The organism is Micromonospora sp. NPDC051296 (genome assembly GCF_040682255.1).
Lineage (GTDB): Bacteria > Actinomycetota > Actinomycetes > Mycobacteriales > Micromonosporaceae > Micromonospora > Micromonospora craterilacus.
Genome location: NZ_JBFBAO010000041.1, coordinates 1 through 15454, shown reverse-complemented (window position 1 = coordinate 15454; position 15454 = coordinate 1). Strand labels below are relative to the sequence as shown.

The 15454-nt window shown below is 71.7% G+C and carries 18 protein-coding genes and 1 riboswitch; of the genes, 11 read left to right on the top strand and 7 right to left on the bottom strand.

Features of this window, described 5'->3' with window-relative positions; genetic code table 11:
• Positions 1–58: 58 nt before the first annotated feature.
• Positions 59–811 carry a beta-phosphoglucomutase family hydrolase gene (locus AB0M52_RS07295; RefSeq protein ID WP_363950119.1) on the top strand — a complete coding sequence of 251 codons (753 nt, stop codon included), beginning with the start codon at positions 59–61 and terminating at the stop codon, positions 809–811.
• Positions 808–3183 carry a glycosyl hydrolase family 65 protein gene (locus tag AB0M52_RS07290; protein WP_363950117.1) on the top strand — a complete coding sequence of 792 codons (2376 nt, stop codon included), beginning with the start codon at positions 808–810 and terminating at the stop codon, positions 3181–3183. The genes AB0M52_RS07295 and AB0M52_RS07290 overlap by 4 nt, the downstream gene beginning before the upstream one ends.
• 109 nt (positions 3184–3292) lie before the next feature.
• Here AB0M52_RS07290 and AB0M52_RS07285 read toward each other — a convergent pair whose 3' ends face one another.
• The gene (locus AB0M52_RS07285; RefSeq protein WP_363950114.1) at positions 3293–3472 is read right to left on the bottom strand and encodes a hypothetical protein; all 180 of its coding nucleotides are present in this window, start codon (positions 3470–3472) and stop codon (positions 3293–3295) included.
• Between the two features lie 172 nt (positions 3473–3644).
• Here AB0M52_RS07285 and AB0M52_RS07280 point away from each other — a divergent pair, with 172 nt between their 5' ends.
• The 5 genes from AB0M52_RS07280 to AB0M52_RS07260 all read left to right on the top strand — a co-directional run bounded on the left by AB0M52_RS07280 (position 3645) and on the right by AB0M52_RS07260 (position 7132).
• Positions 3645–4253: a helix-turn-helix domain-containing protein gene (locus AB0M52_RS07280; RefSeq protein ID WP_363950112.1), complete on the top strand. Its 609-nt coding sequence runs from the start codon at positions 3645–3647 to the stop codon at positions 4251–4253.
• Positions 4254–4256: 3 nt separating this feature from the next.
• A complete protein-coding gene (locus tag AB0M52_RS07275) occupies positions 4257–4628 on the top strand; it encodes a hypothetical protein (protein WP_363950109.1) in 372 nt (123 codons plus the stop codon).
• Complete coding sequence (locus AB0M52_RS07270) at positions 4625–5542, top strand: ATP-binding cassette domain-containing protein (protein ID WP_363950106.1); 918 nt, start codon at positions 4625–4627, stop codon at positions 5540–5542. Before AB0M52_RS07275 ends, AB0M52_RS07270 begins: the two co-directional genes overlap by 4 nt.
• The gene (locus AB0M52_RS07265; protein ID WP_363950103.1) at positions 5539–6336 is read left to right on the top strand and encodes an ABC transporter permease; all 798 of its coding nucleotides are present in this window, start codon (positions 5539–5541) and stop codon (positions 6334–6336) included. Before AB0M52_RS07270 ends, AB0M52_RS07265 begins: the two co-directional genes overlap by 4 nt.
• 127 nt (positions 6337–6463) lie before the next feature.
• The gene (locus AB0M52_RS07260) at positions 6464–7132 is read left to right on the top strand and encodes an alpha/beta fold hydrolase (protein WP_363950101.1); all 669 of its coding nucleotides are present in this window, start codon (positions 6464–6466) and stop codon (positions 7130–7132) included.
• 42 nt (positions 7133–7174) lie between these two features.
• On the opposite strand, the gene AB0M52_RS07255 is transcribed toward AB0M52_RS07260, so the two are convergent.
• From AB0M52_RS07255 to AB0M52_RS07245, 3 genes are all read right to left on the bottom strand, one after another.
• Positions 7175–7963 carry a hypothetical protein gene (locus tag AB0M52_RS07255; protein ID WP_363950098.1) on the bottom strand — a complete coding sequence of 263 codons (789 nt, stop codon included), beginning with the start codon at positions 7961–7963 and terminating at the stop codon, positions 7175–7177.
• Positions 7964–8147: 184 nt separating this feature from the next.
• Positions 8148–8615, bottom strand: coding sequence for a hypothetical protein (locus AB0M52_RS07250; protein ID WP_363950095.1), 468 nt, complete (start codon positions 8613–8615; stop codon positions 8148–8150).
• Positions 8616–8710: 95 nt separating this feature from the next.
• Positions 8711–9046, bottom strand: a complete 336-nt coding sequence (locus AB0M52_RS07245; RefSeq protein ID WP_363950092.1) for a MarR family winged helix-turn-helix transcriptional regulator — start codon at positions 9044–9046, stop codon at positions 8711–8713.
• 203 nt (positions 9047–9249) lie between these two features.
• Between AB0M52_RS07245 and AB0M52_RS07240 the strand changes: the two genes are divergently transcribed.
• Positions 9250–9948 (top strand): carbonic anhydrase, encoded by a 699-nt coding sequence (locus tag AB0M52_RS07240; RefSeq protein WP_363950090.1) that lies wholly within the window; start codon positions 9250–9252, stop codon positions 9946–9948.
• 127 nt (positions 9949–10075) lie between these two features.
• Here the strand turns inward: AB0M52_RS07240 and AB0M52_RS07235 are convergent, their stop codons facing one another.
• From AB0M52_RS07235 to AB0M52_RS07225, 3 genes are all read right to left on the bottom strand, one after another.
• Positions 10076–11089, bottom strand: coding sequence for a hypothetical protein (locus AB0M52_RS07235; protein ID WP_363950087.1), 1014 nt, complete (start codon positions 11087–11089; stop codon positions 10076–10078).
• A 3-nt stretch (positions 11090–11092) separates the two neighbouring features.
• Positions 11093–11224, bottom strand: a riboswitch (cyclic di-AMP (ydaO/yuaA leader).
• A 166-nt stretch (positions 11225–11390) separates the two neighbouring features.
• Positions 11391–12779 (bottom strand): YibE/F family protein, encoded by a 1389-nt coding sequence (locus AB0M52_RS07230; protein WP_363950085.1) that lies wholly within the window; start codon positions 12777–12779, stop codon positions 11391–11393.
• 298 nt (positions 12780–13077) lie between these two features.
• Positions 13078–13374 (bottom strand): metal-sensitive transcriptional regulator, encoded by a 297-nt coding sequence (locus tag AB0M52_RS07225; protein WP_088986622.1) that lies wholly within the window; start codon positions 13372–13374, stop codon positions 13078–13080.
• A 113-nt stretch (positions 13375–13487) separates the two neighbouring features.
• Between AB0M52_RS07225 and AB0M52_RS07220 the strand changes: the two genes are divergently transcribed.
• The 3 genes from AB0M52_RS07220 to AB0M52_RS07210 form a co-directional block, all read left to right on the top strand.
• Positions 13488–13697, top strand: a complete 210-nt coding sequence (locus tag AB0M52_RS07220; protein ID WP_111212787.1) for a copper ion binding protein — start codon at positions 13488–13490, stop codon at positions 13695–13697.
• A 31-nt stretch (positions 13698–13728) separates the two neighbouring features.
• Positions 13729–14739, top strand: a complete 1011-nt coding sequence (locus AB0M52_RS07215) for a hypothetical protein (protein ID WP_363950082.1) — start codon at positions 13729–13731, stop codon at positions 14737–14739.
• Positions 14740–14751: 12 nt separating this feature from the next.
• On the top strand, positions 14752–15454 hold a 703-nt coding region (locus AB0M52_RS07210; protein WP_363950080.1), incomplete at its 3' end, for a cation transporter.

Here is a 15454-nt window from a genome sequence, read left to right as displayed (position 1 = left end):
GCGCCGATCCTGCCAGGAATTGCGTTTGCTTCCGGCGTGAGCTGGATAGATTCGTACGGTGCTCGGTCTGCCTACTCACGTGACCGCATGTCTCTTCGATCTGGACGGTGTGCTGACGCAGACCGCCCGGGTGCACAACGCCGCGTGGACCGAGACGTTCGACGACTTCCTGCGGCGGCACGCTGCCGCCACCGGTGAGCCCTACCGGCCGTTCGACCCCGGCCCGGACTACCACCAGTACGTCGACGGCCGTCCCCGCCTCGACGGCGTACGCACCTTCCTCGCCTCGCGCGACATCACCCTGCCGGACGGCACACCGGACGATCCACCGGGCGCTGACACCGTGCAGGGCATCGGCAACCAGAAGAACGCTCTGATGCTGGAGCGGATCCGCAGCATGGGGGTGGACGTCTACCCCGGCTCGGTGGCGTACCTGAAGGCGGTGGCCGCGGCGGGGCTGCGCCGGGCGGTCGTCACGGCCAGCGCCAACGGCCGGGAGGTGGTCGCCGCCGCCCAGCTGGAACCGCTGCTGGAAGCACGGGTGGACGGGCTCACCGCCCGCGCCGAGGGGCTGCGCGGCAAGCCAAATCCGGACACCTTCCTGGCCGGGGCGAGAATGCTCGGCGTCGAGCCCAAGCAGGCGGCCGTCTTCGAGGACGCGCTCGCCGGGGTCGAGGCCGGCCGGGCCGGCGGATTCGGGTACGTGATCGGGGTGGACCGCGCCGGCCAGGCCGACGAACTGCGCGCACACGGCGCCGACGTGGTCGTCGACGACCTCGGCGACCTGCTCGACACCGGGGGGCCCGCGTGATCCGGGAGCGGGCGTACCCGGTCGAGCCGTGGCACGTGCGGGAGACCCGGCTGGACATGGACGTGCTCGCCCAGTCCGAGTCCGTCTTCGCCCTGTCCAACGGGCACGTCGGGCTACGCGGCAACCTGGACGAGGGCGAGCCGCACGGCCTGCCCGGTACCTACCTCAACTCGTTCTACGAGCTGCGCCCGCTGCCGTACGCGGAGGCCGGTTTCGGCTACCCCGAGTCCGGCCAGACCATCGTCAACGTGACCAACGGCAAGCTGATCCGGCTGCTGGTCGACGACGAGCCGCTCGACGTGCGCTACGGCGAGGTGCTCGCCCACGAGCGGATCCTCGACCTGCGTGGCGGCACGCTGCATCGGTCGTTGCACTGGCGCTCTCCCGCTGGCCGGGAGGTCCGGGTGAACAGCACCCGGTTGGTCTCCTTCCGGCAGCGCTCGGTCGCCGCGTTCCGGTACGAGGTGGAGGTGGCCGACGGCGAGCCGCTGCGGCTGATCATCCAGTCGGAGCTGGTGGCCAACGAGACGCTGCCACCGCAGAGCAACGACCCCCGGGTGGCCGCGGTGCTGGAGTCGCCGCTGGAGGCGGAGGAGGAGCTCACCACCCCCAACGGCGGGCTGCTGATCCACCGCACCAGGGTCTCCGGGCTGCGGGTCGCCGCCGCGATGGACCACGAGGTGGAGTCCGAGGCGCGGACCACCGTCGAGTCCGAGGGGTACGAGGACTGGGTGCGTACCACCATCGGGTGCGTGCTGGAACCCGGCCAGACGCTGTGCGTCATGAAGTACCTGACCTACGGCTGGTCGAGCCGGCGCTCCCTGCCGGCCGCGCGCGACCAGGTCGGCGCCGCACTGGCCGCCGCGAAGCTGGACGGCTGGGACGGCCTCGTGCGCGAGCAGCGGGAGTACCTCGACGAGTTCTGGGACGCCGCCGACGTGGAGGTCGAGGGCGACCCGGAGGTGCAGCAGTCGATCCGGTTCGGCCTGTTCCACGTGCTCCAGGCTGGTGCCCGCGCGGAACGCCGGCCCATCTCGGCCAAGGGTCTCACCGGCCCCGGGTACGACGGGCACGCGTTCTGGGACACCGAGATGTTCGTCCTGCCGGTGCTGACGTACACCCATCCCGCCGCAGTGCGGGACGCGTTGTACTGGCGGTACTCGACCTTGGCGCAAGCCCACGAGCGGGCCCGGACGCTCGACCTGGAGGGCGCAGCCTTCCCATGGCGGACCATCGAGGGGCCGGAGTCGTCGGGCTACTGGCCGGCGGGCACAGCGGCATTCCACGTCGCGGCCGGTGTCGCCGACGCGCTGCGCCGCTATGTGCTGGTCACCGGGGACCGGGATCTGGAACGGGAGATCGGGCTGACCCTGCTGGTGGAGACCGCACGGCTGTGGCGTTCGCTCGGGCACCACGACCGGAACGGCCAGTTCCACATCGACGGAGTGACCGGGCCCGACGAGTACACCGCCGTCAAGAACGACAACATCTACACCAACCTGATGGCACAGCGGAACCTGATGACCGCCGCCGAGGTCGCGATGCGCTACCGCGACGAGGCGTTGCACCTCGGGGTCACCGACGAGGAGACTGCCGCGTGGCGGGACGCCGCAGCGGCCATGCACGTCCCGTACGACGACGAGATCGACGTACATCAGCAGGTGGAGGGCTTCACCCGGCTACAGGAGTGGGACTTCACGCGTACCCCGCCGGACAAGTACCCGCTGCTGCTGCACTATCCGTACGTCGACCTGTACCGCAAGCAGGTGGTCAAGCAGGCCGACCTGGTGCTGGCGATGCACTGGCGGGGTGACGCGTTCACCCCCGAGGAGAAGCTACGCAACTTCCTCTACTACGAGCGGCGTACCGTCCGGGACTCGTCGCTGTCGGCCTGCACCCAGGCGGTGCTGGCGGCGGAGGTCGGCTACACCGAACTGGCGCACAGCTATCTGCGCGAGGCCGCGCTGATGGACCTGCACGACCTGAACGAGAACACCCGCGACGGGGTGCACATGGCCTCCCTCGCCGGGGCGTGGATCGCGCTGGTGGCCGGGTTCGGCGGGCTGCGGGACCACGATGGCGTGCCCTCGTTCGCGCCCTGCCTGTCGAGCCGGCTCGGTCGTCTGGCGTTCTCCCTCGAGTGGTGCGGCATGCGGCTACGGGTCGACGTACGACCGCACGAGACGACGTACGCGCTGCACCACGCCGACCCGGACGCGGTGATGGAGGTGCGCCACTACGGCAAGCCGGTACGCGTCACCTGCGTCGAGCCGGTGACCGTACCGATCCCGCCGCCCCGCGAGAACCTGCCGACGCCGGAGCAGGCCCCCGGACGTGCACCAATGCTCCGCCTCCCCGACATCCCCATCTGACCGCCCCCACCCTTTCTGCCTGGTTGATCAAGGGATTCGCGTCACGACATGTGCGTTTCGTGACGGAAACCCTTGATCAACGGGACGGGGCGGGGTGGGGCTGGTGGGGTTAGATTGGTTCGCCTTGGGAGGGGCGGCCGGTGGCGTCGTGGGGCGTTCTTGCCCGCGGATCGCCGGCCGAACGCGCCTGGGCCGCCTCGTCCGCCCAGTCCCGGCCGCGCTTCATGTCCTGCTCCCGCCGTTCGCGCTCGGCGGCTTCCTGACGGTGCTCCCGGTCGTGATGCGGCATGACGGTCCTCGCGATCTGGTCGGCGGCGCCGGTGACGCCGGTCCGTCTGCGGTCACCGGGTCGGCTACCCGTCGCCCTTGACGGCAAACGCCAGCCCACACCGACCGGCGTGGTCGCGCTTGGACGATGGTTCCATCTTTATTATCATTCTCGATAGTGATAACGTTGGCTCATGGAGATGTCGAGGGAGCGTTGGGCCGAACTGGCGCTTCATCCGGTCCGGATCCGGATCCTGCGGGCCGTCGCGGGTGCCCGGCTCACCACGCACGACCTTGTTGAGCTGCTGCCGGACATTCCGCAGGCCACGCTGTACCGGCACCTGGCGACGCTGGTCAAGTCCGGGCTGCTTGACGTGATTGAGGAGCGCAAGAGACGTGGCGCCGTCGAGCGGGTGTACGCGCTGCCCGCGCACGGCGCGACGCTGGACGCCTCGGCCCTGGCCTCGGCCACGCCAGAGGATCACGCCCGGTACTTCACGGCGTTCATGTCGGGCCTGCTGTCGGAGTTCTATCGCTACCTGGGTCGGGACCGGATCGACTTCGCCGCTGACGGCGTCGGATACCACCAACTCGTACTGCACCTGACGGACGCCGAACTGGGCCAGTTCGCCGCATCTCTCAACACGCTGATCGGCCCACTACTGCGCAACGAGCCGGGCAACGGGCGGGTGCCCCGACTGCTGGCGACCATCCTGTTGCCGACGGACCAGCCGGCAGCAACGGGCGACAACCCGGAACCACCAGGGCCCACGGGGGGCTCCGGTTCGACCGAAGGGGGATGACTGATGGCATCGGTCACGGTTATCGGCGATCTGATCGACATTCGGCTCGCCGGATGGGAGCGGCTCTGGATCGGACGGGAGCGGCTGGCGCTGCCCGTCACAGCGGTGCGGCACGCCGTCCAGGTCGACGACCCGGTCCGCCTGGCGCGCGGCGCTCGGCGCGGATTCGTGGTGTCCGGCGTCGTCAAGATCGGCATCTGGGGTTTGTACGGCGGTCCTCGGCAACTCGTGGTAGCCCGCCGCGGTGAGCCGGGGCTGCATCTCGTCCTGGAGCGGGCGCTCGCGGGTGGTGAGTTCGACGAAGTCGTGCTTTCCAGCCCGGCCGCGCCCGGCCTCGTGGACGCGATCGCACGCGCGAAAGCGGCCGGCCGATGAGTGGCGACCGCCTCGCGATCGAGGTCTCCCACCTCACCAAGCAGTACGGCGAAGTCACCGCCGTACGCGATCTGACCTTCACCGTCGAGCCCGGGGTGGTCACCGGGTTTCTCGGCCCGAACGGCGCCGGCAAGACGACCACCCTGCGCATGCTGACCGGCCTGGTCGCGCCCACCACCGGCACCGCGACGATCGGCGGCCGGCCGTACCGCCGGTTGGCGCGGCCGTCGAGCACCGTCGGCGCGGTGTTCGACGCGAGCGCCTTCCACCCCGGCCATACCGCCCGCGACCACCTGCGCGTCTACGCCGCGATGGGCGGCTACCCGGACAGCCGGGTCACCGACCTGCTCGACCTGCTCGGCCTCGCGGAGGTCGCCGGCCGGCACACCCGCGGATTCTCCACCGGCATGCGGCAGCGGCTCAACCTCGCCACCGCACTGCTCGGCGACCCCCGGGTGCTCCTGCTAGACGAGCCGAGCAACGGCCTCGACCCGGAAGGCATGGCCTGGCTGCGCGGCTTCCTGCGCCAACTGGCTGACGAAGGGCGTACCGTCCTGATCTCCAGCCATGTGCTCAGCGAGATCCAGCAGCTCGTGGACGACGTGGTGGTGATCCGGCGGGGCGAACTGGTCGCCGCCGGCCCCTGGTCGCAGCTCGCCGGACCGCCGGCCGTGCTGGTCAGCACGCCCGATGCCGACCGGCTGGCCGCAGCCCTCGCGGCCACCCCCGCGGGCGACGCCCTGCACGTCGAGACCGTCGGCACCGGCCGGCTGCGGGTACGCGGGCTGGACGCGCCGAGCGTCGCCGATCTCGCTGCCGCACACCAGCTGCGGATACACGAACTGGTCATCGAGAACACCAGCCTCGAACAGCTCTTCCTCCACCTGACCACGGACAGGGCGACCATCGTATGAACCTCTTGATCAAGGCGGAGTTCCGCAGGCTGTTCGCCACCCGGATGTGGGCCGGGCTGTTGGTCGCCGCCGCACTGCTCGGCGGCGGCATGATGGGCGCGATGGCGCTGGTCGGGCCGGAGAACTTCGACCCGCCCATGCCCGGACTGGACACCGAGACCGGTATCCGCTCGATGCTCGGCATTCTCGGCTACACCGCGTTCGTACCGGCCGCCGTCGGCACCGTCGCCGTCACCTCCGAGTACCGGCACCGCACCGCCGCTGTCACCTTCCTGTTCGTGCCACGCCGCTGGCAGGTACTGGCGGCAAAGCTCGTCACGTACGGCGTCGCCGGCCTGGCGTACGGGCTCGTCCTCGCCGGCACCGCCGCCGGGGCCCTCTTCGCCGTCGCCGCCCTCCGGGGCGTCTCGCTCGGCCTGCCGGCCGGCACGTTGGTCGCGCTGCTCGCCCGCATCGGCATCGCCATGCTCGTGTACCTGCTCATCGGCGTCGGCATGGGCGCGCTGATCCGAAACCAGGTCGCGGCGCTGAGCGTGGTGATCGGTTACCTGTACCTGGGCGAGACGCTGCTCATGATGATCCCCGGCGTGAACCTGCTCTACCCGGTGCTGCCCGGCGGGGCCACCGCCTCGCTCACCGACTTCACCTACCTCGCAGACGCCATGTCCGAACAACTCGGCAGTACCGCCGTCCAACTCCTACCACCGGCCGCCGGCGCGCTGCTGCTCGCGGCATATGCGCTGACCGCATCCGCCCTCGCCGTCATCATTCCCATGCGCCGCGACATCACCTGACCACCACGGCACCACGCGCACCGGACAGCCCACAGGTATCCACGCCGTGACACGCGACGGCTAGGGCGGCGTGGGACCGGCCAGTCGGGGTACCCGGGCGGGCGAGGGACGTACCCGGGAGGGTGAGATGGACGTTCGCAGCAGTGCGGTGACGATCCCGGCGGGAAACGCTGACCTGCCGGCTGACCTTCTGGTGCCGGCCGAACCGGTCGGGGTGGTGCTGTTCGCGCACGGCAGCGGCAGTTCCCGGCACAGCCCCCGCAACGTGGCCGTCGCGCACGCGCTGAACGAGGGCGGGCTCGGCACCGTGCTGGTCGACCTGCTCACGCCCGACGAGGACGAGGTGGACGCGGTAACCGCGGAGCTGCGCTTCGACATCGGGCTGCTGGCCGGCCGGCTGGCCGGAATCGTCGACTGGCTGGCCGCCGAGCGGCCCGTCGGCGGGGCCCCGATCGGTCTGTTCGGTGCCAGTACGGGTGCCGCCGCCGCCCTGGTCGCCGCGGCGCAACGGCCGGACCTGGTGCACGCGGTGGTGTCCCGGGGTGGCCGCCCCGACCTCGCCGGTGCCGCCCTCGGGCAGGTGCGCGCCCCCACCCTGCTGCTGGTCGGTGACCTCGACGAGCAGGTCATCGCCCTCAACCAGCAGGCGTTGGGTCAGCTGACGGCACCGGCCGAGCTGCGGCTGATCCCCGGTGCGACCCATCTCTTCGAGGAACCCGGCACCCTGGAGCAGGTCGCCGAGGCGGCGGCCGGCTGGTTCCACGACCATCTGCACCCACAGCCCGCCCGGGCCTGAGTCGCCGACGGGCCGGCCGGCCCGAGGTGCCGCAGGTCGGTATCAGTACGCGGCGACCGGCGCCCGGCCGACGACCGCGGTGGGAATCTCCCGGGTCTGCTCGACGCCACCGAGCGCGGTCAGCGGCAGCACCGAATCGGCCCCCTCGGCCGCCGGCAGGAGCGCGGAGACCGCCTCCTCCCGCAGGCTGCGCGCCGCCGCCGCGGCGAGTTCCGCACTCCGCCAGGCGTCCTGCTCCCGCTTCCGCGCCGCCCGCTGGCGGGCGAAGAGGTGGTCGCGTACCGCCCGGCGCAGCATCAACTCCTGCTCGACCGGGTGCAGCCGGGGATCCCAGCCCCGGTGCGCGAAGACATCGCTGAGCTGTTCGACCGACAGCTCCCGCCGCCAGTACGCGTCCAGGGCCGCCCGATGCAGCCAGCGCTCGCGGTCGGCGTACTCGGCGGGGGTGTGTGGGGTCTGCGGCAGCGGCATGCCGGTGGCACCCGACAACCGACGGACATCCGCCTCCGCCGCTTCGTACGCCTGCCAGGACTGCTCGGCCTCGTCCTGCGTGGCGAGCCATTCGTCGCGTCGGCGATGCGCCGTCGCCTCGGCCCGGCCGGCGGCTACCGCCACCTCCTCGGCCCAGCGGTCCTGGTCCCGCTGTTCCTCGGTGTGCTCTGACCGGCTGGGCAGCGCGGCCTCGCGGATCCGGGCGCCCGCGTCGAAGCGGAGGAGTCGGGGGCGCAGCAGCAGACCGGCGACGGCGAGCGTCACCACGCCCAGCAGGCTCAGCCAGATCGCGGCGGCCCGGGGCACGTCGAGCAGGACGGGGGAGAGTGCGGTTCGCATCATCAACACCTCGCGGTCGGATGAGGGTCGTCGACTGTGGTGGACGGGAATCGGCGTGGGGTGGATGGGGCTCGCCCAGGTAAACGCTCGGCCGGACGGCTGAGCGATGGGTCAACCGCGAACGCGGCGCACGGGCCCGTCTGGGCCGGTGCGGTGACCCCGGTGGGCCTCGGCCCGCCCTCGGTCAGGCGCCGGGCGGGCCGCGCCGGGTCGGTTCGCCGTGGCCGGCTGCGGGGCGCGGGGCGGCGACGTGGTGCGCCAGGACGGCGGCGGCCGGACCGGACACGGCGTCAATGTGCTGGGCCGGCGGCCCAGCCTGAGCGAGCGCCTGCACCTGCCGGGCCGGTAGCCCGTCGGCCGCCCGAACGGCCTCGACGGCCGGCTGCGCCACGATCGTCGCGGCGATCGACCGGGTGCCGAGATCGGCGGCGACCTGCCGGGCCGGAAGCTCGGCGGCGAAGGGCCGGGCGGCGGGTTCGGCGGCGATCGGCCGGCTGCCGAGATCGGCGGCGGGCCGGTCCGGTAGACCGGAGGCGGCGGCACCGCCGAGGCCGGCGGCGAGCGCCAGGGTCGCCAGCGCCAGGCGGGTCAGCTCCCGCAGTGCGCGCAGCGTCGCCGGCCACATCGGACGGGCGAACGCGACGGAGGGCACGCGTCCAACCTATCCCCGTGGTCGGATGATCGCACCGCGACGACGGTACGCGGATCGTGAAGCGCGCCACCCCGTCCGCTGTGGACGAGCGTTCGCTAGTGCTCTGCGGGGCCGCCCACCGGCTCCTTGGTGAACAGGGCCAGCAGGTCACCGACCTGACGGTCGGCTTCCGCCGGGTGGCGGAACCGGCCAGCCGGGTTGAGGGTGTACTCGTTTCGCCGGCCGACCCGGGTGCGGTGCAGATAGCCGCCCGCCTCCAGGTCGGCGACGATGGCCTGGGCGGCCCGTTCGGTCACGCCCACCTCGCTGGCCACGTCGCGCAGTCGGGCGGTGGGGTTGCGGGCGATGGCGAGCAGCACATGCGCGTGGTTTGTGAGGAACGTCCAGTTCCGGGTGCTTTCCCGCTCGCCTGTGGTCGCCATGTTCGCCATCGTATGACCTGCCCTTCGGGTTCTCCGGGCCGCGCCGGCGCATTTGCGCGCCCGCCCGCTCGTATGCAAGCGTCGAGGGATACATGAAATGCATATCACGCATAGCTTGACGCATCTTGTGCTGCGTGTGACGGTGATGGCAGCCCGCGACCAGCGTCGGCCGGGATGACCAGGCATTCCACCGAGAAACGAGGTGAAGCCGGATGAGTCGATCCGGACCGCCCGGCGCGCAGCCAGGGCCGGAACGCGAGTACCTCACCGCGGATCTTCCCGGCGCCCCGCAGCGGGCGCTCGCCGAGCTGACCGCCGGCAACCGGAGATTCGTCACCGGCGTGCTCCGGCACCCGCACCAGGACGCCGGACGCCGGGCCGCCGTCGCGGCGGAACAGCACCCGTTCGCGGTGATCGTGGGCTGCTCCGACTCCCGGCTGGCCGCCGAGATCATCTTCGATCGTGGGCTGGGTGACCTCTTCGTTGTCCGCACCGCCGGGCACACCGTCGGGCCCGAGGTGCTGGGCAGCGTGGAATACGCGGTGGCCGTGCTGCGTACGCCGTTGGTGGTGGTGCTCGGGCACGATTCGTGCGGCGCCGTGCAGGCCGCCCGCGACGCGGTGGCCACCGGTACCCGGCCGCCGGGTCACCTGCGTGCCGTGGTGGACGCCGTGGTGCCCAGCCTGCGCCGGGCGCAGGACGCGGGGGTGGACGAGTTGGACCGGATCGTGGACATCCACATCGCGCAGACCGTCGAGGCGATGCTGGCCTCCTCCGAGGCGCTCGCCGCCGAGGTGGCGGCCGGGCGGTGCGCGGTGGTGGGCATGTCGTACCGGCTGGCCGCCGGTGAGGTGCGGGCGGTGGCCGCGGAACCGGCCGAGCTGGCCGGCGCGGTGGCGCCCGCCGCCTGACGGACGCCGCCGCTGCGGTCACCGCGCCGGCCCGCACCGTCGGCGACACCCTCGGCATCACCTCCGAAACGGCGAGGGCCGTCCCGCCGGGTGGCGGAACGGCCCTCGGTGCGTCGCCCGGTGGCGCTCAGAGCAATGACACGTGCACGTGGTCGGTGTGGTTCGACGGGCCGCTGTAGGAACTCCAGCCCGTCGCCGGGAACCAGATCTGCCGGTTCCAGATCACGTAGTAGACGCCCAGCCGATCGGCGTTGCGGACCAGGAAGGCCGCCAGGTTGTTGCCGTAGATCCGCATGTCGTTGTTGTACCAGGGGCGGAAGCCGCTGTTCTGCAACGACCAGTCACAGGCCCGGCCCTTGGGGTGCTCCCACTTGTCGCCCGGTCGGTAACAGCCGACGAACCGGTTGAAGCCGGCCCGCTTGACCTCCTTGTACATGTGCAAGGTGCGCGGCGTGATGCAGCCCGACGTGGTCGGGTCGTTCTGGTTGCACGACTCGGACTTCCAGCCGCCGTCCGCCGCCCGGTTCGGCCCGACGCGGGCGACCGGGGAGGTGGCCGACACCAGGCCGCCGGTGAGGCCGGTGCCGCCGACCAGCCGGAGCGATTTCTCCGCGTCGCTCTTCTTGCGGGCCATGTCGTTGGTCAGCTTCTGCTGCTCGCGCACCTCGGCGTCGAGCGCCAGCTTGGCCTGCTGGGCGCGGTGCCTGACCGCGTTGACCTCGCCGAGCTTCTTGTCGTTGAACAGGTTCAGCTCGTCCAGCGCGGAGGCGCGGTCGATGAACGAGTCGGGGGCGTTGCTCTGCAACAGCAGGGCGATCGCGCCGACCCGGCCGCTGCGGTACGACTGCGTCGCGATCTCGGCCACCTGTGGGGAGAGCGCGTCCAGGTCGGCCTGGGCGCGGCCGACCTCCACGGCGAGTTCGAGCTGCCGCTTCTTGGACTTCTCCAGCTTGTTCTTGGCCTTGGAGTAGTCCCGGTTGGTCGCCTCGATCAACTCGTTGAGCATCGGCGGATCGTCGTCATGCCCCGCGGGCTTGGGGGGCGTCGGCGCGGCCATTGCCGGCAGAGGACCGGCGAATACGGCGAACGCGGCGAACACGGCCACCACGGGTGTCAACCAGCGGCGTAGGGGTGCCGTCACTGTCTTCCCTTCCATCGACCGCCGACCGGGTTAGCTGACGGGTTCGGGACGGAAGTGGCCCCTACCGCTGTCGCGGATTCACCCCACGTACCTGGGTCCCCGGCTCGCCTGACGGCGATTGGGCGGCGGCACCGCAGGCGCCGCTGCGCGCCTTCGGCGGTGACCGGCAGTGAGGTTACCCGACAGTCGATGTGGCCCTCTACGCCCTGAACCCGACTAGATGTGTCATTTCGTAATCGCGGTGGGTGACCAGCGACACCCATGCCGGCCGCATCGGCCGCGGCGGTCACGCTGAGGAGTGTCACCATGTGGTGTCCGTGCTCCTGTCTGGTTCGGGCCACCCCGACGGGGCGGCGGGGGACGTGTTGCCGGTACGCGGTGAACTGAGCGCGCGGAGCGCCTCGGCCCGGTCCGTCGCCGGCCGGGGAGCCCTGGAGGTGCGGTCGCCGGTGGTGGCGGTCTGCCCGTCGCCGTCGGGTGTGCGGCGCTCGTCACCGTCGGGCCTCGGGCGTCGACCGGCGGTGGTCACCATCACGGCCAGGGCGGTGGTCAGCGGTACGGCGGCGATCAGCCCGAGCGTGGCCACCACGCTGCGGACGATCTCCTGGGCAAGGAACTCGCTGGTCACGATCTGCCCCAGCGCGCGGGAGTCGGCGGTGAGCAGGAGCAGCAGTGGCAGCGACGCACCGGCGTACGCCAGGACGATGGTGTTGACCACCGAGGCGATGTGCGCCCGGCCGACCCGGGTCGCCGAGCGGTACAGCTCCCGGCGGGAGAAGTTCGGGTTGGCGTGGCTCAGCTCGGTGACGGCGGCGGCCTGGGTGACCGTGACGTCGTCAAGCACACCCAGCGACCCGATGATGATGCCGGCCAGCAGCAGGCCGTGCAGGTCGACGTCGGCCCGGAACATGAAGAGCGTGGTGGCGTCCTCGCTGCCGAAGCCGGTCAGATGGGTGGCCGACGTCGCGGCCAGGCCGAGCAGCCCGGTGATCACCAGGGCGCCGAGCGTGCCCAACACCGCCACCGAGGTCTGCGCGGACACGCCGTGTGTCAGATACAGCACCACGAACATGATCAACGCCGAGCCGACGATGGCCATCACCAACGGCGGCTGGCCGGCGCTGATGCCGGGCAGCACGAAGGTGAGCAGGATGGCGAAGCTGGCCGCCAGGCCGGCCAGGGCGGCCAGTCCGCGCAGCCGCCCGAAGGCGACGATGGCGGCGGCGAACAGCACCGCGAGCCATATCAGCGACATGCCCCGCTGGTGCTCGGCGATGTTGTAGGTGCTGATCGACGGATCCTCGGGGTCGATCAGCGGGACCAGGATGATGTCGTCACCGGCGCTGACCCGGGGCGCTCCGGGCCCGGCCGGGATCGGCGTCTGCACCTCCTGGCCCGCGTCCGGGCCGTCCTGCACCCGTACGGTGACCGTGCCGCACGGCCCCTCGGCCGTCGTCGGGGTGCCCTCCGGCACCACCGGGTTGGGCGGGCAGGCTTCGGTCACCACCCGGGTGACCGTGCCGTGGTAGCGGGGCGCCTCGTCGGCGGCCTCGGGGCGCGGCGCGTCCCGGGGCCAGAGCACGATGGCGGCGACCAGGGTGACGAGGATGAGGGGGACCACCGTCACGATGAGGATCCGCCGCACCCCGGGCGGGGCGGGCGGAGCGGAACGGGTGTGGTCGGCGCCCATTCAATGTCTCCCAACGATTCCACGGCGAAGTACGTGTCGGCGGGCGAGTCGGTTCAGCGCCGCCGTACGGCGGTCGCGATCGACAGTGCGGGTCGACTGAACGTGGCGGGGTGACTGCGCACCGTGAGCCCTGGGTCGACTCTCGATGGCCGCCGGAGAGCGGCGGGGCCATACGCCCGACGGCGGGTGCGGGCCGGGAGGCACGGATTTCGGCTGGCCATCGTTTGCGAATCGTAGCCAGCCCGACATCAAAACGCAGTTCGCGAGCGTGTGTCGGCGGTTCGCGACACCTCCGGCGTCAGCCGCGCTTCATCAGGCGGCCGACGGCGGCCATCATCTCGGTGGCCATCTCGTCGGCGCGGCCTTCCGCGGCACCTTCATGCATGCAGTGCCGGGCGTGCCCGTCGAGCAGCCCGAGGGCGACCTTGTCCAGCGCGGCCTGGATGGCGGAGATCTGGGTGAGCACGTCGATGCAGTAGCGATCGTCGTCGACCATCTTCTCGATGCCGCGTACCTGACCCTCGACGCGGCGCAGCCGGGCGAGCAGCTGGTCCTTGCTGGCGGTGTAGCCGCGGATCGGCGCAGGTGTGGTCATGTCACGAGAATAACCTACCCCCAGGGGGTATGGTACGGTCAGCCAAGGGATACCCCCGGCGGGTATTTCGAAGCGTGCTCGGCCCCCGGGCGGGGCGTGGAGAGGAGAGTTCTATGGTCACCACGACTTACCAGGTGCAGGGCATGACCTGCGGGCACTGCGTCAGTGCGGTCAGCGCCGAGGTCGGTGCGATCCCGGGTGTCAACGAGGTCCAGGTCGACCTGGCCGCCGGCCGGGTCACCGTCAACAGCGACCAGCCGTTGGACGACGCCGCGGTGCGTGCGGCCGTCGACGAAGCCGGATACGAGCTGGCCGGCGCCTGACGGCGACGGGCGGGGAAACCGAGGTGCCACGATGAACACAGCGACGAAGCTGAGCGGCTTCGCGCTCGGTCTCGCGGCGGTGTTCGGGACGGCGTACGGGGTCGGTCAGGTGACCGGTCCCGTCGCCCCGGTCGTCGCCACCGGCCACGACCCGGACAGTCACAGCGACAACGGCTCCGCCGCGCCCGAGCACGAACCCGCGCCAGGACACGACGACGGAGCGGCCGGGCACGGCAACGCCTCCGGGCAGGACGACGGGGCGGCCGGGCATCTGCCCGGTGGACTGCTCGTCTCCGACCGCGGCTACACCCTGCTACCGGTCCAGGCGCCCGAGGGCGAGTTCGCCTTCCGGATCATCGGGCCCGACGGCGACCCGGTGACCAGGTACGACGTGGCCCACGACAAGCGGATGCACCTAATCGTGGCCCGGCGCGACCTCTCCGGCTTCCGGCACGTGCACCCGGAGCTGGCCGCCGACGGCAGCTGGCGGGTCGCCTCGCCGCTGGGCGGTCCCGGCGTGTGGCGGGCGTTCGCCGACTTCACCCCGACCGGCGCCGAGCCACTGACGCTCGGCGTCGACGTGACCGTCCCCGGCGACCTGACCGAGCGACCGCTGCCCGCCCCGGCGAGCAGCACCACGGTCGACGGCTACACGGTCACCCTCGACGGCGCGCCGCAGCCCGGTCACACCGCGACGCTGGCGCTGACCGTCAGCCGCGACGGCGTACCGGTCACCGACCTGGAGCCGTACCTGGGTGCGTACGGTCACCTGGTCGCGTTGCGGCAGGGCGACCTCGCATACCTGCACGTGCATCCGGAGGGCGCCCCGGGCGACGGGCGGACGGCACCCGGCCCCCAGGTGACCTTCGCGGCCGAGTTCCCCTCGGCCGGCGCGTACCGGCTCTACCTCGACTTCCGGCACGGCGGGGTGGTGCGCACCGCCGAGTTCACGGTGCACGTCGGCGACCCGGGCAGCGTGCCGGTGCCCCCCGGGACCGCACCCGACGACGGGCACGGCGCACCCGGACACGAGCACAACTGACGGGATCAGCCAATGACCACGAGTAGACCCCTGCCGACGGCAGCGAATGTGATCGAGCTGGCCATCGGCGGCATGACCTGCGCCTCCTGCGCCGCCCGGATCGAGAAGAAGCTGAACCGGTTGGACGGGGTGCAGGCCACCGTCAACTACGCCACCGAGAAGGCGACCGTCTCGTACGGCGACTCGGTCACCCCGGACGACCTGATCGCCACGGTGGAGAAGACCGGCTACCACGCCGCCGTGCCACCGCCGCCCACTCCGACGGCACCGGCAGCCGCCGCCGAGCCGGTGGACGAGCTGCGCGCCCTGCGTACCCGGTTGTGGGTTTCGGTGGTGCTGAGCGTGCCGGTGATCGCGCTGGCCATGGTGCCGGCGTGGCAGTTCACCTATTGGCAGTGGCTGTCGCTGGCCCTGGCCGCCCCGGTCGTGGTCTACGGCGGGCTGCCGTTCCACCGGGCCGCGCTGGTCAACCTGCGGCACGGCGCCGCGACCATGGACACCCTGGTCTCGGTGGGCACGCTGGCCGCATTCGGCTGGTCGCTGTGGGCCCTGTTCCTCGGCAGCGCCGGTTCGCCGGGAATGACCCACCCGTTCAGCTTCGACATCGGCCGCAGCGACGGCGCGGGAAACATCTACCTGGAGGCGGCGGCCGGGGTGACCACGTTCATCCTCGCCGGCCGGTACTTCGAGGCCCGTTCGAAGCGGACCGCGGGGG